General features: G+C 69.5%; 23 protein-coding genes. 4 read left to right on the top strand and 19 right to left on the bottom strand.

Features of this window, described 5'->3' with window-relative positions; all coding sequences use genetic code 11:
* Positions 1–25 precede the first annotated feature (25 nt).
* A complete protein-coding gene (locus AA983_RS08185; protein WP_231579570.1) occupies positions 26–904 on the top strand; it encodes a PIG-L deacetylase family protein in 879 nt (292 codons plus the stop codon).
* A gap of 2 nt (positions 905–906) precedes the next feature.
* Entirely contained in the window at positions 907–2,025 is a 1,119-nt protein-coding gene (locus AA983_RS08180; RefSeq protein ID WP_052947002.1) for a lysylphosphatidylglycerol synthase transmembrane domain-containing protein, read from the top strand.
* An 87-nt stretch (positions 2,026–2,112) separates the two neighbouring features.
* Here AA983_RS08180 and AA983_RS08175 read toward each other — a convergent pair whose 3' ends face one another.
* The 13 genes from AA983_RS08175 to shbA form a co-directional block, all read right to left on the bottom strand.
* Entirely contained in the window at positions 2,113–2,937 is an 825-nt protein-coding gene (locus tag AA983_RS08175) for a cobalamin biosynthesis protein CobB (RefSeq protein ID WP_082128804.1), read from the bottom strand.
* Positions 2,934–4,253: a Mur ligase family protein gene (locus tag AA983_RS08170; RefSeq protein ID WP_047311795.1), complete on the bottom strand. Its 1,320-nt coding sequence runs from the start codon at positions 4,251–4,253 to the stop codon at positions 2,934–2,936. The genes AA983_RS08175 and AA983_RS08170 overlap by 4 nt, the downstream gene beginning before the upstream one ends.
* 9 nt (positions 4,254–4,262) lie before the next feature.
* On the bottom strand, positions 4,263–5,114 hold the full coding sequence (locus AA983_RS14825; RefSeq protein WP_052947001.1) for a hypothetical protein: 852 nt from the start codon (positions 5,112–5,114) through the stop codon (positions 4,263–4,265).
* Positions 5,115–5,122: 8 nt separating this feature from the next.
* Positions 5,123–6,022: a phosphatase PAP2 family protein gene (locus tag AA983_RS08160; protein WP_052947000.1), complete on the bottom strand. Its 900-nt coding sequence runs from the start codon at positions 6,020–6,022 to the stop codon at positions 5,123–5,125.
* Between the two features lie 10 nt (positions 6,023–6,032).
* The gene (guaA, locus tag AA983_RS08155; RefSeq protein WP_047311794.1) at positions 6,033–7,610 is read right to left on the bottom strand and encodes a glutamine-hydrolyzing GMP synthase; all 1,578 of its coding nucleotides are present in this window, start codon (positions 7,608–7,610) and stop codon (positions 6,033–6,035) included.
* A 49-nt stretch (positions 7,611–7,659) separates the two neighbouring features.
* Complete coding sequence (locus tag AA983_RS08150; RefSeq protein WP_047311793.1) at positions 7,660–8,016, bottom strand: DUF3817 domain-containing protein; 357 nt, start codon at positions 8,014–8,016, stop codon at positions 7,660–7,662.
* Entirely contained in the window at positions 8,013–8,864 is an 852-nt protein-coding gene (locus AA983_RS08145; RefSeq protein ID WP_052946999.1) for an SURF1 family protein, read from the bottom strand. Before AA983_RS08145 ends, AA983_RS08150 begins: the two co-directional genes overlap by 4 nt.
* Before the next feature lie 30 nt (positions 8,865–8,894).
* Positions 8,895–10,616, bottom strand: a complete 1,722-nt coding sequence (locus AA983_RS08140) for a GMC family oxidoreductase (RefSeq protein WP_047311792.1) — start codon at positions 10,614–10,616, stop codon at positions 8,895–8,897.
* Positions 10,613–12,187 carry a succinic semialdehyde dehydrogenase gene (locus tag AA983_RS08135; protein ID WP_047311791.1) on the bottom strand — a complete coding sequence of 525 codons (1,575 nt, stop codon included), beginning with the start codon at positions 12,185–12,187 and terminating at the stop codon, positions 10,613–10,615. Before AA983_RS08135 ends, AA983_RS08140 begins: the two co-directional genes overlap by 4 nt.
* 138 nt (positions 12,188–12,325) lie before the next feature.
* Positions 12,326–13,447: a GuaB3 family IMP dehydrogenase-related protein gene (locus tag AA983_RS08130; protein ID WP_047311790.1), complete on the bottom strand. Its 1,122-nt coding sequence runs from the start codon at positions 13,445–13,447 to the stop codon at positions 12,326–12,328.
* Between the two features lie 185 nt (positions 13,448–13,632).
* The gene (gene guaB, locus AA983_RS08125; RefSeq protein WP_047311789.1) at positions 13,633–15,156 is read right to left on the bottom strand and encodes an IMP dehydrogenase; all 1,524 of its coding nucleotides are present in this window, start codon (positions 15,154–15,156) and stop codon (positions 13,633–13,635) included.
* Between the two features lie 66 nt (positions 15,157–15,222).
* Positions 15,223–16,458, bottom strand: coding sequence for a hypothetical protein (locus AA983_RS08120; RefSeq protein ID WP_156170301.1), 1,236 nt, complete (start codon positions 16,456–16,458; stop codon positions 15,223–15,225).
* A 5-nt stretch (positions 16,459–16,463) separates the two neighbouring features.
* Positions 16,464–17,039: an RNA polymerase sigma factor ShbA gene (gene shbA, locus AA983_RS08115; protein ID WP_225910837.1), complete on the bottom strand. Its 576-nt coding sequence runs from the start codon at positions 17,037–17,039 to the stop codon at positions 16,464–16,466.
* 194 nt (positions 17,040–17,233) lie between these two features.
* Between shbA and AA983_RS08110 the strand changes: the two genes are divergently transcribed.
* Positions 17,234–17,455 (top strand): RNA-binding S4 domain-containing protein, encoded by a 222-nt coding sequence (locus tag AA983_RS08110; RefSeq protein ID WP_047311787.1) that lies wholly within the window; start codon positions 17,234–17,236, stop codon positions 17,453–17,455.
* 278 nt (positions 17,456–17,733) lie between these two features.
* Here the strand turns inward: AA983_RS08110 and groL are convergent, their stop codons facing one another.
* Positions 17,734–19,344 carry a chaperonin GroEL gene (gene groL / locus AA983_RS08105; protein ID WP_047311786.1) on the bottom strand — a complete coding sequence of 537 codons (1,611 nt, stop codon included), beginning with the start codon at positions 19,342–19,344 and terminating at the stop codon, positions 17,734–17,736.
* A 144-nt stretch (positions 19,345–19,488) separates the two neighbouring features.
* Positions 19,489–19,782, bottom strand: a complete 294-nt coding sequence (groES, locus tag AA983_RS08100) for a co-chaperone GroES (protein ID WP_047311785.1) — start codon at positions 19,780–19,782, stop codon at positions 19,489–19,491.
* A gap of 287 nt (positions 19,783–20,069) precedes the next feature.
* Here groES and AA983_RS08095 point away from each other — a divergent pair, with 287 nt between their 5' ends.
* Positions 20,070–21,347, top strand: coding sequence for a THUMP-like domain-containing protein (locus AA983_RS08095; protein ID WP_047311784.1), 1,278 nt, complete (start codon positions 20,070–20,072; stop codon positions 21,345–21,347).
* A gap of 98 nt (positions 21,348–21,445) precedes the next feature.
* On the opposite strand, the gene AA983_RS08090 is transcribed toward AA983_RS08095, so the two are convergent.
* The 4 genes from AA983_RS08090 to tsaB are packed head-to-tail and all read right to left on the bottom strand — an operon-like array spanning position 21,446 to position 25,423.
* A complete protein-coding gene (locus AA983_RS08090) occupies positions 21,446–23,194 on the bottom strand; it encodes a glycoside hydrolase family 3 protein (RefSeq protein ID WP_052946998.1) in 1,749 nt (582 codons plus the stop codon).
* Complete coding sequence (gene tsaD, locus AA983_RS08085) at positions 23,191–24,249, bottom strand: tRNA (adenosine(37)-N6)-threonylcarbamoyltransferase complex transferase subunit TsaD (RefSeq protein ID WP_047311783.1); 1,059 nt, start codon at positions 24,247–24,249, stop codon at positions 23,191–23,193. Before tsaD ends, AA983_RS08090 begins: the two co-directional genes overlap by 4 nt.
* Positions 24,246–24,743: a ribosomal protein S18-alanine N-acetyltransferase gene (rimI, locus tag AA983_RS08080; RefSeq protein ID WP_047311782.1), complete on the bottom strand. Its 498-nt coding sequence runs from the start codon at positions 24,741–24,743 to the stop codon at positions 24,246–24,248. Before rimI ends, tsaD begins: the two co-directional genes overlap by 4 nt.
* Positions 24,740–25,423 (bottom strand): tRNA (adenosine(37)-N6)-threonylcarbamoyltransferase complex dimerization subunit type 1 TsaB, encoded by a 684-nt coding sequence (tsaB, locus tag AA983_RS08075; RefSeq protein ID WP_047311781.1) that lies wholly within the window; start codon positions 25,421–25,423, stop codon positions 24,740–24,742. The genes rimI and tsaB overlap by 4 nt, the downstream gene beginning before the upstream one ends.
* Between the last annotated feature and the right edge of the window lie 44 nt (positions 25,424–25,467).

Genomic DNA, 25,467 nt, shown 5'->3' with positions numbered 1-25,467 from the left:
CTGTCATGCGCGAGGATGGCACACGATGACCACGCCAGATGCCATGTCCCCCGATGCCATGCCGCGCACGCTTGTCGCCTTCCACGCTCACCCCGACGACGAGGCGCTGCTCACCTCGGGCACGATGGCGAAGGCGGCCGCAGAGGGACACCGCGTCGTCCTCGTCGTCGCCACCGACGGCGCCCTCGGCCTCGCCGACTCCGGCTACGGCGGCCCCGACGAACTCGCCGCCCAACGCTGGAACGAACTCCTCGAGAGCGCTCGCGCACTGGGCGTCGCGCGCGTCGAGACGCTCGGCTACGCCGACTCCGGCATGGGTCCCGAAACCTTCCCCGACCCGCCCGGTAAGCGCCGTTTCATCACGGTCGACGTCGACGAAGCGGCCGAGGCGCTCGCCGAGATTCTGCGCGCGGAGGACGCCGACGTCCTGCTCTCCTACGACGAGAACGGCGGCTACGGCCACCGGGATCACGTGCGTGTGCACGAGGTGGGTGCCCGCGCCGCCGAGCTCGCCGGAACGCCACGCGTCCTCGAAGCCACCGTTCCGCGCGACCTGCTCGTCCGGGCTCTGCACCTCGTCGCGCGCTTCTATCGTTTCCCCGACGACTTCGACATGGCCTCGTTCGAGCGCGCCTACAGCGCCCGGCGTGACATCACCCACCGCATCTCGGTGGGCCGCTTCGCCGCGCAGAAGCGTGCCTCGATGCGGGCCCACGCTTCGCAGGCCAGCGCCGACGGCGACGCCGACCGAACTCTGGCGGCATTCCTGAGAATTCCCCGACCGCTCTACGACGTAGTCTTCTGTCGGGAATGGTTCCGCGACCCGCTCCACAAGGGCCCGGTCGCGCGTGACATCTTCGGGGACTTGCCACCGCGCGCCGCCCGAACGGACACGAAGGAGTGAGTGTGGGGCGTCAACCTGCCGCGACCGACGCCGAAGGGCGCGCAACGCAGGAAGCCGACCCCACGGCGTTTCCGAAGGCCACCGGCAAGCAGCTGCTGCAGGCCGTGTTCGGCCTCGCGCTCGCCGCGGCGATCCTCGTCTTCGGTCTGCCGTGGTTCGGTCAGACGACGTGGACCGAGATCGGCACTCACCTCGATCGACTCGGGTGGGTCAACGGCCTCGAACTCTTCGGTCTCGTCGTCCTGGGCCTGTGGCTCTACACCTTCACCCTGACGGGTTCGCTGCCCGGCTTGGGCCACGTCAAGGCGCTCATCGTCAACGTCTCCGGCTCTGCAGCGGGCAACCTGCTGCCGGGCGGCGGCGCCGCCGGGGTGGCCGCGACCTACCTCATGCTGCGTTCGTGGGGCTTCGCACGCGCTGCGATCTCGACATCGGTCATCGTCTCGGGCGTCTGGAACGTCGTCGCCCGCATGGCGATGCCGCTGCTCGGCGTGGCCCTGCTCTCCTCCACGGACGCACTGCCGAAGGGCGTGCGCCGCGGGGCGTTCACGGGAGGCATCGTCGGGCTCGTCATCATCGCCGTGTTCGTGGCCATTCTCATCTCGCCGCACAAGACCGAGCGCTTCGGCGCGTGGGTGCACCGCCGCTTCGGCGGACGCGTCAGCGCCTGGCGAGAACAGCGCGGCAAGTCGCGCGTCGACCTGCGTCACGTGCTCGTCGACCAGCGGCGCCGCCTCGCCACGGTGACGGCCACCGGGTGGTTCCCCATGACGGTCGGCGTCGTCGGGTTCCTCGGCGTCTACTTCCTTCTCTTCTGGCGAACGATGGAGGTCGTCGGCGTCGACCTTTCGCTCGGCAAGCTCTTCGCCGCCTACGCCGTCGGACGCCTCCTCACCGCGGTGGGCGTGACGCCGGGTGGGCTCGGCATCACCGAAGCCGGCACGCTCGCCGTCATGGTGGCCTGGGGCGCCGACAAGCCCGCCGCCGCTGCCGGCGTGCTCGTCTTCGCAATCTTCACGCACCTGCTCGAGGTACCGCTCGGCGCCATGGGCTGGCTCGCCTGGTTCGTCTTGCCCAAGGTGCCCCTGACGCCCGACGGCGCGCCCGGCGCCTGCGCGTAGCCATCACACGTCGTCAGAAGACCGATAAAGCCCTTCACCGCCCGCAAGCGGTGAAGGGCTTCCTCGTGCGGCTCGGCGAAGTGCCGATCAGCTCTTCGTAAGGCGGCGAACCTGACGCTCGCGGGCCTGGTCGGCGAACCGGTCGTCGATCTCACCCGGTTCGAACGGCTGGGCGAGCGCCTTCTCGACGGCGCGGGCAATGAGCCAGTCCGCGAGGTGCGGGTTGGCCGGCAGGATCGGGCCGTGCAGGTAGGAGCCGACGACGTTGTTCGTGCGGGCGCCCTCGTGGCCGTCCTCGCCGTTGTTGCCGAAGCCGGAGCGTACGGAGCCGAACGCCGCCTGCCCCTCCCCCAGCACCGTCGAACCGGAGTGGTTCTCGTAGCCGACGACGTCGCCGAACTCGGTGGAGAGCACGACGGGGCCGATCATGCGCTTCTCGTTGCCGCGCGTCGTGACGTCGAGGATGCCGAGGCCCGGCAGCGTCTTGCCGTCAACCGTGATGAAGGCCTTGCCGAAGAGCTGGTACATGCCGCAGATCATGAGCATCGGCACGCCGTCCTCGGCGAGCTCCTTGAGCTTCGGGCCGATCTTCTCGAGGTCGGCCTCGACACGCACCTGCCCGGAATCCTGGCCGCCGCCGCCGACGACGAGGTGCGCGTCGTCGGGGAAATCGTCGCCCGGGTTGTGGCTGATGACGTTCGGCTCGTACCCGTGCCAACGCAGGCGCGCCTCGAGGCAGCGCGTGTTGCCGAGGTCGCCGTAGATCGACATCTCACGCGGGTACAGGTGAACGACGGTGACGCGTCCCTTGCTCGGCCCGGTCGGGTCGCCGAGCGTCGTCGGGACGACGTCCATGGCGGCGAGGTCGTCGTTGACGACGGGCTCGACGTTCTCGGGAGTGGGCTGGCTCATTCGGGGGCGTCCTCTCCGATGTCGGGCAGGTCGTAGCGCTCGGCGAGCGTGCGGCGTAGCGCCATCATCGCCGTGTAGGTGCAGAAGATGCGCTTCGGCTCGTTCGGGTGCTCGGCGAGGAACGTGTCGAGCGCGGACGTGAGTTCGGGCTCGACGTGACGCACCTCGACGCCGTCGTAGGCGAGGCGCAACGCCATGTCGTAGGCGCGCACGCCGGAGGTGAGTTCGACGCCGCGCTCACGCAGGGAGGCGAAGTTGACGTCGTACAGCCACGACACGTCACGCCCGTCGGCGTAGTTGTCGTTGATGGCCACCATGCTCGCCACCGGGCGCCCGCCGTACGTCGAGAGGGCCACGGTGAATCCGGCCGGGTTCTTCACGAGCACGAGCTCGAGTTCCTGACCGTCGACGTCAATGACCTCGCCGCGCCCGAACGGCGGCTGCACCGCTTCGAGGGCGCTGACGGCGGTGGCCGGCAGGAAGTCGTCGCCGAGCAGCCGACGCGCCATCGACGTGGCCGCCGTGGCGTTGATCATGGCCGCGAGACCGTGCTGACGCATCTGCATCGGCCCGACGTTGGCGCTGCCGTCGGCGCGGTCGGCGAACGTGACGAGGAACTTGCGATCGTCGATCGGCAGAAGGAGTCCGTCACCGGAGCTCACGAGCGGCTGGACGAAGTCGTCGTCGCTGCGCACGTCCTGTTCCACGAGCTCACCGAGACGCTCAGCGATCGTCTCGTCGACCCCGAAGTAGGAGACCTCGACGTTCGGCTTCAGCGCGCTCTCGATGCGCGCGACGAACGAGTCGTCACGGTTGAGCACGACGCCCTCGGTGGTCTGCTCGGCGAGCTGACGTAGGAGCTTCGCGGTGTAGTCGATCTCGGCGAAACGGTCGAGCTGGTCTCGTGCCACGTTGAGCAGCAGCGCGTGCGTCGGCTTGACCACCTTGGCGAAGTGCAGGGCGTGCGCCTCGTCGAGTTCGAGCACGGCGATGTCGGCGTCGATGGTGCCGCGCAGCGACACCTCACCGAGCACCGAGGAGATGACGCCGCGCGTGAAGTTCGAGCCCGTGGGGTTGGTGAAGACCTTGAGACCGTGCGCGCGAAGGAGCGCGACGAGCATCTTCGTCGTCGTGGTCTTGCCGTTCGTGCCGGTGACGACGACGACACCCTTCGGGAGGTTCGCGAGAGCCGTGGCGAGGAACTTCGGGTCGACCTTCTCGACGACGAGACCGGGCAGGGCGCTACCGCCACCGCGCAGTCTCGTTGCGACGCGAGCCGACTTCCCGGCGAGCACAGCTGCTGTAGTTCGAAGCACCCGCCCAGCCTAGTGGAGGCGACTGACAGGGCTTTCGTCGACGCGCGCGGCGCACCACACGAGCAGCCCCGCCGCGAGGGCGAGGCCCCATCGCACGGCCAAGCCGCCGAGAAGGGCAGCGACGTTCTCGCCGACGAGCGCCGAACCCCACCCCTGGTAGAGCACGACGCAGCCGGCTGCGCCGCACAGCACGGCCACGAGAGCATCGGTCGACGGGCTGTAGCCGAAGCCACCCCGAAACGTGTGCGCCCGGTTGCCCTCGGCCTCGCTGACGGCCGGGGCGATCGCGCCCGTCCTGGCGAAAGGACGAGCGACCGCCGTCACGGCCGTGACGAGGGCGAGGGACGCGAGCACGTCGCCCGGGCGGTGCCACTGCGCGACGACGATGCCGAGCGACCCGGCCGTCGCAACGACACCGGCTGCGCACAGGACCGCGAGGCGATGCCGGGCGGGTGCGATCCAGATCCAGGCCACACAGGCGCCGAGCACGAGGGCCGCATGCCCGCTGGGGAGCGTCGCGGACTCCTGTCCGAGCACGGGCACGAGGAGACGCCCCAGCACCTGCGCCCCCACGCCGCTGACAACGAGGACGAACGCCCCTGCGAGTGCTCGGCGCCGCAGCGAGTGGCGCGTCAGTGCGACCGCGAGCGCCACGAGCGTCAGCGCAACGAACGGCAGATAGGCACGCGTCACGAGGCCGGAGGCGGGCCAGATCAGACCGCCGTCAGGGCGATCGGCTTCACCGAGCCAGTGCGTGGTGGCCGCAGCCAGGCGCTTGCCGGACGCCGTGGCGCGCAGCGCGATGAGGGCCACGAGAACGAGCAGGCTCCCCGCCAGGACGAGTGGCTCGATTCGCTTCACCGGGTCCCTCATCCGAGGTTGTCGTCCGCCGCAGCGCTCACCCATGCGACGACGAACGCCGCGAGCAACCCGGTGACTCCGAGGGCGACGATCGCCTCGGCCAGCTTGAGGTCGGCGTCGAGCGGCCGCACTCCGAGCCCGACGAAGATGAGCCCCGCCGTCATGCTCCCGACGACGCCTGCGGCAGGGCGCAGCGCGTACTTCGCGTCGCGGGTGTGGCGCCGCAACTGGAGTTTGAGCACGAGACCGATCGCTCCGGCCGACCACAGGAGGCATACGAGGAAGGCCGCCCACACGTCGGCCGGGCGGTGCCAGTGCCCGACAATCGTTCCGGCGCCGACGAACGTGGCTCCGAAGGCGGCAAAGGGCACGAGCCACCGTCTGGCACCGGACGGCGCGACGAGGATCGCCGCGAGGCTGAGGCTCATCGCAACGGTCGAGTGTCCGCTCGGTAGGGAGTTGTCCCACAGGTGCGGGCTCGTGGGCCAGTACGCCTTGAGCAGTTGCGTCGTGACGTTCGCTCCCCCGACCACGAGGATCGCGGCCAGCGCGAGACCCGCTCGTTGCCGCGCGAGCGCGATGACGACGAAGGCGGCGAGCAGCGTCGCGACCGAGCCGATCGTGATGTAGGTGAGCGGATCGACGATGTGAACCCACGCCCGCGCGCTCGCACCTGTGCTCATCCGCCCACGCTCGTCCCACACCTGGGCGCGCGCGGTACGGGTGAAGACCCACAGGACGAGGACGAACGACGCCAGTGAGGCGAACGTCATCGTCCGCACGGAGCAGACGAAGCGGCGGACGGGCTCGGTGAGGTCGCTGGGTTCACCGACCGGGGTCGCCCCGTGGCACGCCGACGGCGCAACCACGTGGGCCGCGCCGTCGGGAGCGGGCTGCTGCTCGCTCATCGGTGGGCGCTCACTCCCACTCGATGGTGCCCGGGGGCTTGCTCGTCACGTCGAGCACGACGCGGTTGACGTCGGAGACCTCGTTCGTGATGCGGTTCGAGATCGTGGCCAGGACGTCGTAGGGCAGGCGCGTCCAGTCGGCCGTCATGGCGTCCTCGCTGGAGACGGGGCGCAGCACGATGGGGTGGCCGTAGGTGCGGCCGTCGCCCTGCACACCGACCGAGCGCACGTCGGCCAGAAGGACGACGGGGCACTGCCAGATGTCGCGGTCGAGGCCCGCGGCCGTGAGCTCCTCGCGGGCAATCTTGTCGGCCGCGCGCAGGATCTCGAGACGCTCGGCCGTCACCTCACCGATGATGCGGATGCCGAGGCCGGGGCCGGGGAACGGCTGGCGCCAGACGATGGAATCGGGCACGCCGAGTTCGAGGCCGACCTGGCGCACCTCGTCCTTGAAGAGGGCGCGCAGCGGTTCGACGAGCTTGAACTGCAGGTCGTCGGGCAGACCGCCGACGTTGTGGTGGCTCTTGATGTTGGCCGCGCCGGTGCCGCCGCCGGATTCGACGACGTCGGGGTAGAGCGTGCCCTGAACGAGGAACTCGACGGGGTGTTCGCTGTCCGATTCGGCACCGACGATGTCGCGCGCCGCCTGCTCGAAGACGCGGATGAACTCGCGGCCGATGATCTTGCGCTTCGTCTCGGGATCGGACTGGCCGGCCAGCGCCTCGAGGAAGCGCTCGGAGGCGTCGACGACGACGAGGTCGACACCGGTAGCGGCGACGAAGTCCTCCTTGACCTGCTCGGCCTCACCGGCGCGCAGCAGGCCGTGGTCAACGAAGACACACGTGAGCCGGTCGCCGATGGCCTTCTGCACCATGGCCGCGGCGACGGACGAGTCGACACCGCCGGAGAGACCACAGATGGCGCGGCCCTCACCGATCTGCTCGCGCACCTGGGCGACGAGTTCCTCGGCCATGTTGGCGGGCGTCCACTCGGCCTTGAGGCCGGCGCCGTTGAGCAGGAAGTTGCGCAGCACTTCCTGGCCGTGCGTGGAGTGGAGCACCTCCGGGTGCCACTGCACGCCGAAGAGCTTGCGCTCGGCGTCCTCGAACGCGGCGACGGGGGCGCCGGGCGTGCGAGCGCACACCGTCATGCCCGTGGGGGCCTCGCTCACGCCGTCACCGTGCGACATCCACACAGCCTGCTCGGCGGGCTGACCGTCGAAGAGGATCGAGTCGGTGTGGGTGATCGTGGCCATCGTGTGACCGTACTCGCGGCCACCGGTGTGGGCGACGGTTCCGCCGAGGGCGTGCGCCATGGCCTGGAAGCCATAGCAGATACCGAAGACCGGCACGCCCGCTTCGAGCAGCGCCACGTCGAGCGACGGAGCACCGTCGGCGTAGACGGACGAGGGCCCGCCCGACAGCACGATGGCGGCGGGGTTCTTGGCCAGCATCTCCTCTGCGCTCATCGTGTGCGGCACGACCTCGGAATAGAGGGCGCACTCGCGCACGCGGCGCGCGATGAGTTGGGCGTACTGGGCGCCGAAATCGACGACGAGTACGGGGTGATCCTGCAGGTTGTCGCTCACGCGTTCATCCTATCCGTCGCCACCGACAGGCCTTCCGGCCGTCGGCTCGTCAGCGGCCCGCGAGGTCGGCCTCGACCTCGCGGCTCATCTTGCGCTCGACCCAGAACGACAGGAACGGCACGCACCCGGCGAGGATGACGAGGACCATCTTGCCGAGACCCCAGCGCATCTTGAACCCGAGGTTCGCCGTCGCCGCGACGTAGACGAGGAAGAGCAGGCCGTGCGGCTGCGGCCACCACGCGAGCGCGTCGTTGTGGAACCCGTAGTGCAGCACCATCTCGAGCACGAGCACGAGCAGGCCGATGCCGACGATGAACGCGGCGATCTTGAAGAACTTCAGGGCCGAGCGGGCCTGGTTCACGTCGATCGTGGGCTTACCTGCAGCAGCGGGCTTCTGGTCGGTCATCGGTCGTCCTTTCGCTCGCCCGTAGGGGGCGTCGTCACGTCGGAAGGGGAGTCGTCTTCGCTGGGAGTTGTGTGATGCTGCTCGTTGTTCTCGTCAACACGGCTCTCGTCGGCGGCGATCTCGAGGTGGTGCTCGTCGCGCACGAGCTTGACCCACATGAAGACCGCGAAGACGGCGAACACCCACCACTGGATGGCATAGGCTGCGTTGCGCCACTCGATGTGCGTCGTGCGCGGCACGGGCGGCGGGATGTGCTCTGGGGTGGTTTCCCCCGCCTTCACCCGCGTCGCGGGCTGTTGGTCCGTGGAGAAGATGAAGGCGTTGTAGACGCGACCGTCCCACTTGTTGAGCAGCAGACCCATGTCGATCGTGCCGATCTGGCCGGGCGGAAGAGCGTCCATCGTCGACACCGACTCACCGGGCGCCAGCGCGCCCTCGACGGTCACGGTGCCCGACGGCGGTTTCGGGATGTTCGTCGTCTTGTCGACGAAGCCGCGCACGATGGGCAGCCGTGCTCCGGTGCTGTCGACGACGAGGGGTGTCATGACCCACCAGCCGTGCTTGCCCTCGAGCACACGGCCCGCGACGAGCTCGGTCTTGCTCGCGTCGTAACGGCCCGTGACGGTGATGGGCTGCAACGACGTCGAGTTGTCGAACGGCGTCTGCGGCTTGATCACCGCGTCGAGCGGCTCACGCGTGCGCTGCGAAGCCTCTTCGAGCACCTTCTGGTTGGCCTCGTTGTTGGCCGTCCCCCACTGCCACTTGCCGAGCCAGATGAACGCGGCAACGAGCACGAGCATGAGCGAGAACAGCCGCACGAAACGGGGTTTCATCGCGGTCTGGAGCACCCCACCAGGGTACGCGCCGACGCGCGGTGCCTACGTCGCGGGTGTCCGTGCCACCGTCGGCATGCCGAGGACTACGGGCTGTCCGGGCACCCGGTTCGGCTCGCGTTCGAGCCGGACGTACGCCTCGCCCTGAGCCGGACGCTCGTCGCGCTCGCCCTTGGCCGGCCACAGCGAAAAGGCACGCTCGGCCTGAGCCGTGATGGTGAGCGACGGGTTGACGCCGAGGTTCGCGGAGACGGCCGTACCGTCGACGATCGACATCGTGGGGTAGCCGTGCACGCGCTGGTAGGCGTCGATGACGCCGGTCTCCGGGCCGTCGCTGATCGGGGCGCCGCCGAGGAAGTGCGCCGTCATGGGCACGTCGAACAGTTCGTTCCACGTGCCACCCGCGATGGCCTCCTTGCCGCTGACCCGCTCGAGACGGTCCGCCATGCCGCGGATGGCCTTGTGGCCGCCCGGAATCCACGTCGGGTTCGGCTCACCGTGGCCCTGACGGGAGGTGAGCTTCCACCCGCGGCGCGTCTTCTTCGGGGAGACGATGAGCGAGTTGTCGACCGTCTGCATAACGAGCGCGATGATGGTGCGCTCGCTCCAGCCCTTGGGGACGACGGCCTTGGTGAGCATGACCGGGCGGCGCGCGAACTGCTTGACGAACTCGACGACGCGGTTGCCCACGTCACCGGGAATGAGCAGCGTGGAGAACAGGCCCATGGCGTTCGAGCCGCGCCCGTAGCGCACGTTCTCGACGTGGGTGGTTTCGTCGACGTGGAAGCTCGACGTGATGGCCACGCCGTGTGTGAGGTCGACGCCCTCGGGCAGCTGCGTGGCGGCGGCACCGCCGAGCTCCTCGGAGTTGGTGCGGGTGAGGTGACCAAGCGTGCGCGACAGGCGCGGAAGCTTGCCGTCGGCCTGCAGCGAGTGCAGGAGGCTCTGCGTGCCCCACGTGCCGGCTGCCATGACGACGTGCTGCGCCGTCACCGTGCGACGGTTCTTGCGCACCCAGGCGCCGGTGGCCTCCGTCGTGATGCGCCAGCCCTCATCACCGTTCGGGCCGAGCGGCTCGAGGTCGACGACTGTACGCATCGGCTCGATGCGCGCACCGGAGCGTTCGGCGAGGGGCAGGTAGTTCTTCGCGAGGGTGTTCTTCGCACCGACGCGGCAGCCGACCATGCAGTTGCCGCACTCGGTGCACCCGGTGCGCTCCGGGCCCTCTCCCCCGAAGTACGGGTCGGCGACACGCTTTCCGGACTCCCCGAAGAACACGCCGACGGGCGTCTTGCGGAACGTCTCGCTCACGCCGAGTTCTGCGGCGACATCGCGCATGAGCTGCTCGACCGGCCCCTCGCACGGGTTGGACTCGACGACGCCGAGCATCTTCTTCGCCGTCTCGTAGTGCGGCATGAGTTCTGCGGACCAGTCGGTGATGTGGGACCACTGCTTGTCGGCGAAGAACGGCTGCGGCGGCACGTAGAGCGTGTTGGCGTAGTTGAGGCTCCCGCCGCCCACACCGGCCCCGGCGAGGATGACGGCGTCAGGGATCTTGTGGATGCGCTGCACGCCGTAGCACTTGAGCGCGGGCGCCCACAGGTAGTTGCGCACGTCCCAGCTCGAGGTGGCGAAGTCCTCGTCCTCACGGCGCGGGCCGGCCTCGTAGACGAGGACGTCGTAGTTCTTCTCGGCCAACCGCAGGGCGGCGACGGAGCCGCCGAACCCCGAGCCGATGACGACGACGTCGTGATCGAAGCCGCTCATGCGACACCTCCTCGCTTCATGAGGCGCATGCCCACCGTCATCACCTTGGCAAACTGCTTCTGCGACATGCCCTTCGGCACCCCGAAGCCCTGGACGTGCTGCACCGTGACGTTCTGGATGTCGGTGTACTTGCGGATGCCCTCGGCCCCGTGACGGCGGCCGACGCCGGAGGACTTCATGCCGCCCATCGGCGCACCGTTGCTCGCGTACGCAGACGCGTAACCCTCGTTGACGTTGACGGTGCCGGACTGGATACGGGCGGCGATGGCGCGGCCACGCTTGACGTCCTTGGTCCAGACGGACGCGTTGAGGCCGTACTCGCTGTCGTTGGCGAAGGCGACGGCCTCGTCGTCGTTCGCGACCCGGTAGACCGACACGAGCGGGCCGAAGGTCTCGTCGCGTCGGCAGCTCATGCCTTCGGCAACGCCGTCGAGCACGGTGGGTTCGTAGACGAAGGGCCCGACGTCGGGGCGCGCCTTGCCGCCCGCGAGCACCGTGGCGCCCTTGGAGACAGCATCCGCGACGTGCTCCTCGACGCGCTCCAACTGCTGCGCGGAGATGAGGCTGCCCATGTCGGCTCCCCAGCCCACCTCGGTGCTGAGCTTCATCGCCTTGACACGGGCGAGGAACAGGCGGAGGAACTCGTCGGCGATGGCCTCGTGGAGCACGAGGCGCTCGATCGAGATGCACAGCTGGCCCGCGCTGGAGAACACCGCGCGCTGGGCGCCCTCGGCGGCGCGCTTGAGGTCGGCGTCCTCGGCGACGTACATCGCGTTCTTCCCGCCGAGCTCGAGCGACGCCCCGATGAGGCGCTCACCGGCGTCGCGTGCGACCTGACGCCCGACGTTCGTCGAGCCCGTGTACATGACGTAGTCCGCACGCTCGAGGACCGCGCCGCCGACGGTGGGGCCGTCGCCCAGAACGATCTGGAGGAGCCCCTCGGGCAGACCGGCCTCGTCGATGAGCTCGACGATCTTGAGGCAGGTGAGAGACGCCTTCTCGTCAGGACGAAGGACGACGGCGTTGCCGGCAGCGAGGGCGGGCAGGGCGTCGGTGATCGTCATCGACAGCGGGTAGTTCCACGGCGCGACGACGCCGACGACGCCCTTGGGGCGGTAGCCCGTGCGGGCCTGCGTCAGCACCGGCATGGCGCCCGCACCCTTGCGCTCGGCGAGATAGCTCGGTGCCTTCTTCGCGTAGTGGCGGCACACACCGGCGGTGTCGAGAATCTCCTCGAAGGCCTGGATGCGGGCCTTGCCCGAGTCGAGCTGGATGAGGTCGAGCATCTCGCTCTGGTGCTCGAGCACGAGGTCGTGCAGGCGTTCCAGGAACTCCACGCGCTCCTTGACGGGCGTCGCGGCCCACGCGGGCTGAGCCGCACGCGCCGCCTCGTAGGCGCGCTCGACGTCGGCGACGCTCGACTCGGGCAGCGACGCGACAACCTCACCGGTGAGAGGCGTCGTGCGCTCACGCTGGGGCGCGTCGGCGGCAGCAGTGACGCGGTGGCTCATGCGCTTCGCCACGTCCTGCGCAACGCGGACGGCGGGCGAAGATGCGGTCTGAGAAGTCATGGATCCACCCTAGGACGGGCCACCGACAACGTCCTTACTTTGAAGTAAGTCAGTGGCTGTCGTCCCAGGATGCGAGGCACCGCGGGCATGACGGAGGGGCTCGACCTGCCGGTCGAGCCCCTCCGTCGTGAGTGTGCCTCAGGAACGCTGGTACGGCGCGACGACGACCTCGACGCGCTGGAACTCCTTGAGGTCGGAGTAGCCGGTGGTGGCCATGGCGCGCTTGAGGGCACCCACGATGTTGGTGGTGCCGTCGGCGCCGCGGCCGGGGCCGTTGAGGATCTCCTCGAGGCTCGCCACTGTGCCCACCTCGACGCGCTCACCGCGCGGCAGCTGGCTGTGGTGCGCCTCCGGGCCCCAGTGGAATCCGCGACCGGGCGCCTCGGTGGCGCGAGCCAGCGCGGCACCGAGCATCACGGCGTCCGCACCGCAGGCGACGGCCTTGACGATGTCACCGGAGGTGCCGACGCCGCCGTCGGCGATGACGTGGACGTAGCGGCCACCGGACTCGTCGAGGTAGTCGCGACGGGCTGCGGCGACGTCGGAGAGTGCCGTGGCCATGGGCGCGTGGATGCCGAGCGTGCGACGCGTGGTGTGGGCCGCGCCGCCGCCGAAACCGACGAGCACGCCGGCCGCACCGGTGCGCATGAGGTGCAGCGCTGCGGTGTACGTGCCCGCACCACCGACGATGACGGGAACGTCGAGTTCGTAGATGAAGCGCTTGAGGTTGAGCGGCTCGGCGTCGCCGGAGACGTGCTCGGCGGAGACCGTGGTGCCGCGGATGACGAAGACGTCGACGCCGGCCTCGACGACGGTGCGCCAGTGCTCCTGGGTGCGCTGCGGCGTGAGGGCGCCGGCGACGGTGACGCCGGCGTCACGGATCTCCTTGAGGCGGTCGCGGATGAGCTCGGGCTTGATCGGCTCGTCGTAGATCTCGCGCATGCGGGCGACGGCTTCGGCCGGGTCGACCGTGGCGATGGAGGCGAGTTGCGTCTCCGGGTCCTCGTAGCGCGTCCACAGGCCCTCGAGGTCGAGCACGGGCAGACCGCCGAGGCGGCCGAACTCGATGGCGGTGGCGGGCGACATCACGGAGTCCATCGGCGCTGCCATGACGGGCAGGTCGAAGTGGTAGGCGTCGATCTGCCACGACGTCGACACCTCGCGGGGGTCACGCGTGCGGCGCGACGGCACGACGGCGATGTCGTCGAGTGAATACGCGCGACGGCCGCGCTTGCCCTTGCCGATCTCGATCTCAGTCACCCACCCAGCCTACCTGCGGGCGCCCGCTTCCCCACAAGCGCGGAATGTCGCGCAAGTGAGGACCAACCGCGCACGTCTCTTCCCATTCGTGCGAGATCTCGCGCATGTGGGTATGCCCGCCTCAACACACGAGCGCCTCACCTTCGTCGTGAAGGTGAGGCGCTCGAAAGTGGGCCGAGGCGTCGTCAGCGGATCGAGTAGTTCGGCGCTTCGACGATGCCCTGGACGTCGTGGGGGTGCGACTCCTTGAGGCCGGCCGCGGTGATGCGGACGAACTGGCCGCGCTCCTGCAGCTCGGGGATCGTGGAGCCACCGACGTAGAACATCGACTGGTGGAGGCCACCGACGAGCTGACGCACCGCGTTGCTCACCGGACCCTTGTACGACACGCGACCCTCGATGCCCTCGGGCACGAGCTGGTCGTCGCTGATGACGTCGGCCTGGAAGTAGCGGTCCTTGGAGTACGACTTCTTGCCGCGCGAGCTCATCGCACCGAGCGAACCCATGCCGCGGTAGGCCTTGAACTGCTTGCCGTTGATGAGCACAACCTCGCCCGGCGACTCCTCCGTCCCGGCGAGCAGCGAGCCGACCATGACGCAGGACGCACCGGCGACGAGGGCCTTGGCGATGTCACCGGAGTACTGCAGGCCGCCGTCACCGATGACCGGCACACCGGCGGGGCCGCAGGCCTGGGCGGCCTCGTGGATCGCGGTGACCTGCGGAACACCGATACCCGCGACGATGCGCGTCGTGCAGATCGAGCCCGGCCCGACGCCCACTTTGACGGCGTCGACACCGGCGTCGACGAGCGCCTGGGCGCCCGCGCGGGTGGCAACGTTGCCGCCGATGATCTGGACGTTCTTCGTGGCCGGGTCGGCCTTGAGCTTGCGGATCATGTCGAGCAGGAGGCGCGCGTGGCCGTGCGCCGTGTCGACGATGAGCACGTCGACGCCGGCGTCGATGAGCGTCGTCGCGCGCTCCCACGCCTCACCGAAGTACCCGACGGCGGCACCGACCATGAGGCGACCGTCGGCGTCCTTCGAGGCGTTCGGGAACTGCTCGGACTTCACGAAGTCCTTGACCGTGATGAGCGCGGCGAGGCGACCGTCGCGATCGACGAGCGGCAGACGCTCACGCTTGTGCTGACGCAGCAGCGCCGTGGCGTCCTCGTTCGAGATGTCGACGGGCGCGGTGATGAGCTGCGTCGTCATGACGTCGCGCACCTTCGTGCCGGCCCACTCGGCGACGGGCGTGAAGCGCAGGTCGCGGTTGGTGATGATGCCGATGAGCTTGTTGTCGCCCTCGACGACCGGCAGACCGGAGACGCGGTACTCGCCGCAGATGGCGTCGAGCTCTTCGAGCGTGGCGTCGGGGCCGATCGTCACGGGGTTGGTGATACGGCCCGTCTGAGTGCGCTTGACGAGGTCGACCTGGTAGGCCTGATCCTCGATCGACAGGTTGCGGTGCAGCACGCCCATGCCGCCCTCGCGGGCCATGGCGATGGCCATGCGTGCTTCGGTGACGGTGTCCATCGCTGCAGACACGAGAGGGATGTTGAGCTTGATCTCGCGCGTCAGCTGCGCGGTGGTGTCGACCTCCGAGGGGATGACATCGGTCTCCCCGGGAAGGAGAAGGACGTCGTCGTAGGTGAGACCGAGCGTCGCGAATTTCGGGGGAATCTCAGTGCCGTTGTCAGAGCCGAAAGCCATTCACCGATTCTAGGTCACGCGCACGCGTGCCCAGCGCCGCGCGCTCAGCGTTGTGCGCATTCTCACCTAGCGCGTCGGCGTGGCGGTTTCGTTCGGCACCGGCTCCGCCGTAGCGCTCGGCTCGAGAGGCGTTGGGGACGCCTCGATCGACGGCCTCGGCATGAGGTACCTGAACCGGTTGCGCGTCTTCTTCTCCGCCTTCGTCAGCGCACCGCTGCCGGAGGAGGCCTTGTGTGAGCCGCGCGTCGACCTCGGGGAAACGCTCGAGGTGGGGCGAGGGGTCGGCTTCGTCGTGGAGGACGAGCCCGAGGAACTCGAGGAGCCCGATATGCCTGTCGAACCCGAGGGACCGGTGCTCGGCGACGTCGTCGACGAACCTGGGGTGGACGGCGTGCTCGGCTTCGTGGTCGTCGGCGGCTGCGTGGACGACGGCGAGGGCGGCGTCGTCGGACGCTGCGGACGCGTCGCGCTCGGCGCCTGCGTCGGTCGGGCGCCCGTGTTGGGCCGGTACGTCGGTGTCGAGGGGCGCTGACGATCGATTCGGGGCGCGGCGACGACCGAGCGGTCGAGACCGGTACGGCGCTCCTCGACCCGAGGCCAGGAGTCGCTCGGCGCCGTTTCCTTCGCTGCGGCGGACGTGCGGGGCCGCTCAGCGCCCTCGGCGTGGCCTTCCGTGCGATGAGGCAGCGCCTCAACACGCTTCTTCGCGGGCTTCTGCGGCACTGCGGGTGCATCGGTCGCCGTGGCGCGCGGCACCTCATCGGCCAGCACGGAGGGATTGTGGGCCTTCGTCGAACTGAGCGTCAAGGAGTCGAGGGACGGCAGGCGTCCCCAACCGACAGCGGCGGCGACACCGGACAGGGACAGCACGAGACCCGCTGCAGCGGCCGTGGCGCCGGTTCGCACGCGGGCAGCCGGGGCCAGGCCCCACCATCCGCGGCCGAGAGCAGCAGCCACTCGGCCGTCGCCCGAGGCGCTGTACGTGCCGCCGCGCCGGCGCGGCGCGGCCGTGAGAGATCCGGGCTCGACGGACTCGGCCTCATTGGGCACCGAGTAGGCGGCGCGAGCCGCCCGCGTGACGCGTCGGGGCTCGACCGTGAACGTGGCCTCGGCCTCGTCGTCGATGTCCTGCGCCCAGGCGGCGAGCATGTGAGCGACATCGTCCGACTCGTAGGTGCCGGCGTCGATGTTCGTGTCGGCGTTGGACTCGTCCGCGTCGAAAAGGCGTGCGCCGAGGACGTCGAGGAGTTCGTCGTCGCGGGCGATCTCGAAGAGGTTCGTGTCGCGGGATGCGTCGTTCACGTGGCTCACCTCAACTCCTGGCCGGAGGCGTCGTGCAGCTTGCGCAGCTTCGCGAGCGCGCGGTGCTGGGCGACGCGCACGGCGCCGGCCGTCATGCCGAGGCTGCGGGCGGTCTCCTCGGCGGAGAGGCCGACGGCGACGCGGAGCGTCAGGATTTCGCGGTGCTGTTCGGACAGGCCGCCCATGAGCATCGAGAGGCGCTTGGCGGTGTCGCCGCTGACGGCCATTTCCTCGGGGCCGGTCGACAGGTCGACGCCCTCGGGGATCTCGTCGGTGGGCACAGCCGCGCGGAAGGCGCCTCGCTGCACGTCGGCCACCTTGCGCGAGCAGATGGAGTAGACGAAGGCCTCGAAAGGGACGCCGCGCTCGACGTAGCGCGGAAGCGCCTGCAGGACAGCCACGCACACCTCCTGAGCGGCGTCGGCGGCGAGTTCACGCGAGGCGCTGAAAGCGCCGAGACGGGCTGACGCGTAGCGCAACGCCATCCGGTGAACGTCGTCGAGGAGTTGGTGTCGTGCTGCCGGATCGTTGTCCTGAGCGGCAGCCACGAGGTCGCGCATCGGCGCTTCCTCGGATGACATCGGGGTGGACGGTAGGTTCGTTACACGCGCTCGGGCATGGGACACCTGGGGCCAGGAGGCCCCTCCCATGTATCCACCTTCGAGCGCCATGGCCTACTCCCGTCACGGATGTGCGCGGTTCACGGTCAGCGGTTGCGGCCCCCACGGTAACCACACCACGGGGTGCACGGCGAGTTCGGTGCGAGAATGTGGCCATGAGCTCACCCGTAGACGTTCCGATTCGCGACGAAGCCATCAAGCTCGGTCAGCTGCTCAAGTTGGCCAACCTCGTGGAGGACGGCGCCGAGGCGCGCATCGTCATCATTGAGGGCCTCGTGACGGTCGACGGCGAGGTCGACACGCGCCGTAGCGCCCAGATTCCGGTCGGCGCCGTGGTGTGCCTCGAGGACGAGTGCGTGCGCGTCACCCGGCGCTGACAGCCGAACACAGGCGCCTCCGCATCGCCATGTAACCAGGGCCACTCGCAAAGCCGCGACCCTCTCCCTAAACGAAACCGGGCCACGCGCAAAGCCGCAACCCCTCGCTCAACGCACCCACGTTGGAAGCAGACCGCGCAGAAAGACGCCCCTCCCGCGAGCTTGCGCGTGGGAGGGGCGTCTTTCAAGCCCCGAAGCGCTGTCGCACCGAGCGCGCGGGGTTCCGGGCGAGCCTGCGAGCCCGGAACCCCGCGCGCCGGAAGACGGCGCGATGGAGATCAGTGCGTGTGGCCGTGACCTGCCGCGGGTGCCTCTTCGTCTTCCTTCTTCTCGACGACGAGGGTGTCGGTCGTGAGAACCATGGAGGCGATGGAGGCGGCGTTGGTCAGTGCGGAGCGCGTGACCTTGACCGGGTCGATGATGCCGGCTTCGACGAGGTCGATGTAGTCGCCCGTGGCGGCGTCGAGGCCCTGGCCGACGGGCAGTTCGCGCACCTTGGAGACGGCGACGTAGCCCTCGAGGCCGGCGTTCTCGGCGATCCAGCGCAGCGGCTCGGCGATGGCCTTGCCGACGAGCGTGGCGCCGGTGGCCTCATCACCTTTGAGCTGGAGGGAGTCGAGCGCGGAGGCGGCGTGGATGACGGCGGAGCCACCACCGGCGACGATGCCTTCCTCGATGGCCGCGCGCGTGGCCGCGATGGCGTCCTCGATGCGGTGCTTCTTCTCCTTCATCTCGACCTCGGTGTGGGCACCGACGCCGATGACGCAGACGCCGCCGGCGAGCTTCGCAAGGCGCTCCTGGAGCTTCTCGCGGTCCCAGTCGGAGTCCGTGCGCTCGATCTCGGCCTTGAGCTCCTTGACGCGGCCCTCGACTGCATCGCCCTGGCCGGCGCCGTCGATGATCGTCGTGGAGTCCTTCGTCACCTGGATGCGGCGAGCCTGGCCGAGGACGTCGAGGTCGGCGGCCTCGAGCTTGAGGCCGACCTCCTCGGCGATGACCTGGCCGCCGGTGAGGATGGCGATGTCCTGCAGCATGGCCTTGCGGCGGTCACCGAAGCCGGGGGCCTTGACGGCGACGACGTTGAACGTGCCGCGGATCTTGTTGACGACGAGCGTCGAGAGGGCTTCGCCCTCGATGTCCTCGGCGATGATGAGCAGCGGCTTGCCGGACTGGACGACCTTCTCGAGGACGGGCAGGAGGTCCTGCACGTTCGAGATCTTGCCCTGGTTGATGAGGATGTAGGCGTCCTCGAGGACGGCCTCCATGCGCTCGGGGTCGGTGACGAAGTACGGCGAGAGGTAGCCCTTGTCGAACTGCATGCCCTCGGTGTACTCGAGCTTCGTCTCGGCGGTGGAGGACTCCTCGACCGTGATGACGCCGTCCTTGCCGACCTTGTCGAACGCCTCACCGATGAGGCCACCGATGGTGGCGTCCTGGGCGGAGAGCGAAGCGACCTTGGCGTAGTCGTCCTTGCCGTCGACCGGGCGCGCGTTGGCGAGCAGCTGGTCGTTGATGGCGGTGACGGCCTTGTCGATACCGCGCTTCAGACCGGCCGGGGCCGCGCCGGCGGCAACGTTGCGCAGGCCTTCCTTGACGAGGGCCTGGGCGAGAACCGTGGCGGTCGTCGTGCCGTCACCGGCGACGTCGTTCGTCTTGGTGGCGACCTCCTTGGCGAGCTGCGCGCCGAGGTTCTCGTACGGGTCTTCGAGCTCGACCTCACGGGCGATGGTGACACCGTCGTTCGTGATGGTGGGGGCGCCCCAGGACTTGTCGATGACGACGTTGCGGCCCTTCGGGCCGAGGGTCACCTTGACGGCGTTGGCGAGCGCGTCGACACCGCGCTCGAGCGACTTACGCGCGTCGTCGTTGAATTCGAGGGTCTTGGCCATGATTCAACCTCTCTGGTTGATGCCGCGCGAGGCGGCGTGGAACGGGAGCCTGCTGCGTGAGTTCACGCGCGGCTGGAGGGAGCGCAATGCCCCGGCGGGCCGACGTGGGCCACGGCCGGGGCATGCGCGCACGGAGTGGGATCGTCAGGCGACGACGGCGAGCACGTCGCGGGCGGAGAGGATGAGGAACTCCTCACCACCGAACTTGACCTCGGTGCCGCCGTACTTCGAGTAGATGACCTTGTCGCCCACGGCGACGTCGACCGGAACGCGGTTGCCGTTGTCGTCCACGCGACCCGGGCCCACGGCGATGACCTCGCCCTCCTGGGGCTTCTCCTTGGCGGTGTCCGGGATGACGAGGCCGGACGCGGTGGTCTGCTCGGCCTCGACGGACTTGACGACGATGCGGTCTTCCAGCGGCTTGATGTTCACCGACACGGTGGCACCTTCCTTGTTGCGACGGTCCGCTCGCGCGGACGTGACGGATGCTTGTCCACCCCTGCCCACGCCACGTGGCGTGGCATGACAGCGCGCAGTGCCGCCTCGCCGTCGCGGGGGTCGAGGTGACGTGCTCGCTGGCACTTACCCAGGGGTGAGTGCTAACTCCGAATTTATTGCTCGGTTAGCACTCGGTCAAGCCGAGTGCCAGGTGGAGGGTCGGCGTTCGCTCAGGGCGCACAGGCGGGGCGGCTCTTGGTTGGAAGTTCGCCTGAAAGAATGAGCCCATGGATGCCGCCGCCGCGCACGCTCTCATGTCCGACGAGGGTCGTGAACTGCTCGCATCGCTGCCGCCCTACGACGAGAAGAACGCCGTCGCGCTCACCTCCCGATTGCGGGATCGGGGCTACTCCCCCGAACTCGTCGCCGCGGCGCTGACGCAGAGCCGATTGCGGGCGAAGGCCGTCATGAAGTTCGGCGCGAATGCCGAGCGGATGTTCTTCACCCCGGACGCCCTCGAGCAGGCCACTCGCTCGGCCGTGGCGGCTCTGCACGCCGAGCGTCTGCGGTCGTCCGGCGCCTCACGCGTGGTCGACGGCGGGTGTGGCATCGGCGCGGACGCCGTCGGTTTTGCTCGTGCCGGCCTCGACGTCATTGCCGTGGAAGCCGACCCGACGACGGCCGAACTCGCTCGCCACAACCTGGCGCCCTACCCCGCCTCACGCGTGGAGACGGGGTTGCTCGAAGACCTCGCACCCGAACTCCGCCGGGAAGCCCCGGACGCCGCGTGGTGGTTCGACCCTGCCCGGCGCATCCCGGGCGTTGCCGACATCCACGGCCGAACCAAGCGAACCTTCTCCCTGGCCGCGCTCTCGCCCGACTGGGAACTCGTCCAGCAACTCGCCGCTGATGCCCCGGCTGCCGGCGCCAAACTCTCCCCCGGCTTCGCGCACGGCGACATCCCGCCCGACTGCGAGGCGGAGTTCGTCTCGTACGCCGGCGACCTCGTCGAAGCGACGCTTTGGTGGGGCCAGGCCGTTCGCGACGAAGGCACGACGGCGACGATCGTGCGGCCGACCGACAAGCGCGCCGACGGTTCCGCCAACGCAGACAGCAGCGGCGACAGCGTCGAGCTTCGCCACGTCACGAGGCCCGACGCTGCCGACGCCTCGGGGGCCCTCGCGCGTCGCGCCGACCTCGGCGCCTTCTTCTACGAGGCCGACAAAGCGTTGACGCGTAGCGGTCTCGTCGGCGCGTTGCTCAACGCCGTCGACGGGCGCGAGTTCACGGCCGGGTACGGGTACGTCACCGCCGACGCGCTCACCGACATCGGTCTTCTCGGTCGCGCATACCGGGTGCTCGACGCCGTTCCGCTGCACGTCAAAACACTCCGCTCCTACCTGCGCACGCACGACGTCGGACGCCTCACGATCAAGAAGCGCGACGTCGACCTCGACGCCGACGCCCTGCGTCGCCAACTGAAGCTCAAGGGCTCCCGGGCCATGACAGTCGTGCTCGTCAACCTCGACGGCGAGCGTGCTGCCCTCGTCGTGGAGCCTGCCTGACCTGACCTGCCACAGGTCGCACCTGGACGACCGCCGCTGCCCCCGAACTGAACCCGCCCCCTGACTCAAGGGGCTGGAGCTTCAAACAGCGCGCGAAGTCACGAACAGGCCGAGTCGCCCACCTTGTTGTCACCGACGGCAACCGGCAGCGTGCCGCCCGCCTTGGCCTTGCCCGCAAGGATGTCCGCGAGCGCCGCGAACGTCGACGGCGTGTTGCCGTACGTCGCGAGACCGACGGCTCCGGCCGGTCGCGAGGCGAGGACGTACGGGGTGTCGAGCGCGACCTGAACGCCGGCCTTCGTCGAGGAACCGGCACCCGAACCACCAGCGGAATCGGCTTCCGAGCCGCCGTCGGCCGACGCCTTACCTGCGTTGTACGACCCACCGGCGATGAGCGAGACGCGTGTGCCGGACGAGCCGACCGTGATGCCGCGGGCCGTGAGGGCCTTCGTCAGTTCCGCGCGGTCGGAGGTCGATCCGCCGTCGAGGCGGACGCTCTTGCCGACGAGCGGCTTGTCGCATGAGCCACCGAGCTGGGTGATCGACTCTCGCGCGAACTGCTCGGCGTCCTTGCCGTGCGCGCCGACGACGTTCGTCGCCGGAGCCTTGACCTGCTGGTGCCGCGTCGTCGCGACGATACGGGCAGCCGATTCCACGAGCCGTTCGCGCGTCAGCTCACCCGAGGCCACGGCCTTCTCGATGGCTGCGACCGACGCGGTGGCGTTGGCCGGCATGAGCACGACGTCGGCGCCCGCCTTGAGCGCGGAAACGGCTGCGGCACCGCCCTTGTCGAACTTCTTCACGATGGCGCCCATGTTCATGCCGTCGGTGACGACGAGGCCCTTGAAGCCGAGCTTGTCGCGCAGTTCGCCCGCGAGCACCTTGTTGGACAGGGTCGAGGGCACGTTCGGGTCGATGTCCTTGAGCACGATGTGCGCGGTCATGACGGCGGGCGCCCCCGCCTTCACGGCGTTGGCGAACGGCACCCAGTCGCGCTTGGTGAGCGCCGAGACCGGCTGCGACTGCACCGCGTAGTCGACGTGGGTGTCCGTCGTCACCGAGCCGTGGCCCGGGAAGTGCTTGATGACCGGCACGAGACCGGCCTCCTGGAAGCCCTTGACCTGCCCGTTCACCGCGCGCGAGACGCGCTGCGGGTCGCTGCCCGGCGAGCGGACGGCGATCGTCGGATCCTGCGGGCCGACCGTGACGTCCGCGTCGGGGGCGAACACCATCGTCACGCCGAGGGCTCGTAACTCCTGGCCCTGGCCCTTGGCGATCTTCGCGGCGAGTTCGGCGTCATCCGCGGCGCCGTACGCCATACCGCCGGGCAGCTGCGTGACGGGCGCCTTGATGCGCGCGACGGGGCCGCCCTCCTGGTCGATGCCGATGACGGCGGGCCACGAGCGTCCCGTGTCCTTCATCGCCTGCTGCGCGGCAGAGGTGATGGCGGGCAGGCCCGCCGTGACATCCTGCGGCACGTTGTCGCCCATGATGATGACGCCGCCGAGGCCGTCCTTGCGGATCGCTTCCGCCGCGGCGTCGCGCTGAGAACCCGGGTAGTACCCGACGATGACCTGCCCCGCGAGCTGCTTCGTCGTGAGCTTCTCGACGTCCCTCTTCGCCTGGGCGAGTTCGGCCTGTGTCGGCAGTCCGACGTCGGCGCTCGTCCGGTTTTGGCCCTGGGAGGAGCTGCCGGACCCGCTCTTCGAGGAGCTCGAAGCGCCGGTCGAGGGCTTGTCTCCGCCGGGCGAGCCACCGCTGCATCCGGCGAGGGCGAGCGCGCCCGTGGCGGCGAGCGCCGTCAGGCGCACCCGAAGCGTGGTCGTGGCAGACATCGTGGTCGTCATCCCATCACCTGTCCGATCGGCATCGAGGAGTCAGCGGGCACATCGAGCGCGGACGGCTCGATGCCCTTCGCGACGAGGTGTGCCCCGAGCGTGGCCACCATGGCGCCGTTGTCGGTGCACAGGCTGAGTTTCGGCACGCGGATGGCGATGCCGGCCTTGCCGCAGCGTTCTTCGAGCAGCGCACGCAGACGGGAGTTGGCCGAGACGCCGCCGCCGACCATGAGGTTGTTGCACTCGTAGTCGCGGCAGGCCATGACCGCCTTCTTCGTGATGATGTCGACGACGGCTTCCTGGAAGGACGCGGCGACGTCGGCGACAGGTACCGGCTCCCCGGCGGCTTCGCGGGTGGCGACCCAGCGCGTCACGGACGTCTTGAGGCCGGAGAAGCTGAAGTCGTAACGGTGCTTCTGGAGGTCCTTCTTCGTCGAGAGCCCGCGTGGGAACGCGATGGCCTTCGGGTCTCCGCCCTGGGCTGCCCTGTCGATGTTCGGGCCGCCCGGGTAGGGCAGGCCGAGCACGCGGGCGACCTTGTCGAACGCTTCGCCGCACGCGTCGTCGATCGTGTTGCCGAGGCTGCGCACGTCGGTGGCGATGTCCGGCACGTAGAGCAGGTTCGTGTGCCCGCCGGAGACGAGCAGACCCATGGTCGGCTCGGGCAGCGGGCCGTGGTCGAGGATGTCCACGGCCACGTGCGCGGCGAGGTGGTTGACGCCGTACAGCGGCTTGTCGAGGGCCACGGAGAGGGCCTTCGCGGCGGCGACACCGACCATGAGCGCGCCGGCGAGGCCGGGCCCGACGGTGACGGCGATGGCGTCGACGTCGGTGAGCTTCACTCCGGCGGTGTCGCACGCGCGACGCAGTGAGGGCAGCATCGCCTCAAGGTGGGCGCGGCTCGCGATCTCGGGCACGACGCCGCCGAAGCGGACGTGCAGATCCATGCTGCTCGCCACCTCGTTGGCGAGCAGGGTGGTGCCGCGCACGATGCCGATGCCCGTCTCGTCGCACGAGCTCTCGATGCCGAGAACCAGCGGCTCCCGAGTCGTGGTGATGCTCATGAGGTCTCCAGGAGTTTGCGCATGATGACGGCGTCGACGTCACCGGGTTGGTAGTAGCGGCGGCGCAGAGTGAGGCGCTCGAAGCCGGATCGTTCGTAGAGGCCGAGGGCGGGCTCGTTGTCGGCGCGCACCTCGAGCAGGAGAGCCTCGGCGCCGGTCGCCGCCGCGGCGTCGACAAGGTGGGTGAGCAAGCGTTTTCCGACGCCTGTGCCGCGGGCCGCATGGGTGACGGCGATCGTCATGACGTCGACCGCGCTGCCGCCCGCGTCGAGGCCGGCGTAGCCCAGCACGGTCTCGTTCGCGTCCTCGTTACCTGCGACGGCGACGACGTACTGGCGACGCGGGCGCTCGGCGAACTCGGCCCACCACGTCGGTTCGCTCCACGCGTCGTGATCGAAGAGTTCGGCGTCGAGACGCGCGAGGGTCTCGATGTCCCGCCAGGTCGCGTCGCGCAGGCGGACGCTCGCCGGGGCGTCGGTGGTCGTGGCGTTCACTTGCCGAGGACCCGGGCGTTGGGCGCGGCCGCGGCGGGTACGGCGTCCGGGCGACGTAGGTAGAGCGGCTCGGTGGTCAGCAGGCGCTCCCCCGCCATGACGCGTTCGATGGCGAGCGCGGCGATGTCGGCGGCGTCGACGTCTAGGAGGTCCTCGTGGCCGCCGGTGGCGTCCTGCAGGTGGTCGCTGTACAGCTGGGCTCCGCGACCGATCGCGGGGATGTCTCCGACGTGCTCGGCGACGACGGCTGCCTTGTCGACGGCCGGTTCACCCGGCGCGATGCGGTCGGCGTCGAGGTCGTAGCGGGCCCAGTAGACCTCCTTGCGGCGCGCGTCCGTGGCGACGAGCAGCGGGCCCGTCATGCCGGAACGTCGGGCGCGGTACGCGAGGGCGTCGAGGGAGCACAGACCGCCGACCGGAAGGTCGAGGGCGTACGCGAACGTCATGGCCGTCATGATGCCGACGCGCAGACCGGTGAACGGGCCGGGGCCGACACCGACGGCGACGCGGGAGAGGTCGGCGGGTGCGACACCGACGTCACGCATCATGGCGTCGATGGCCGGAGCGAGGATCTCGGTGTGCCGACGCGCGTCGATCGTCGAGGTGCGCGCCACAACCTTTTCGGCGTCGTGGAGCGCGGCCGTGACGGCCGAGGTGGAGGTGTCGATCGCGAGAAGCACCGACCCAGCTTATCGAGGCCCGGCAACTGCGCCGATCACGCGCG

It is taken from the genome of Dermacoccus sp. PE3 (assembly GCF_001021715.1).
GTDB classification, from domain to species: domain Bacteria; phylum Actinomycetota; class Actinomycetes; order Actinomycetales; family Dermatophilaceae; genus Dermacoccus; species Dermacoccus abyssi.
Note: the sequence above shows the minus strand (reverse complement) of the source record. Positions and strands in the feature narration are given on the sequence as shown.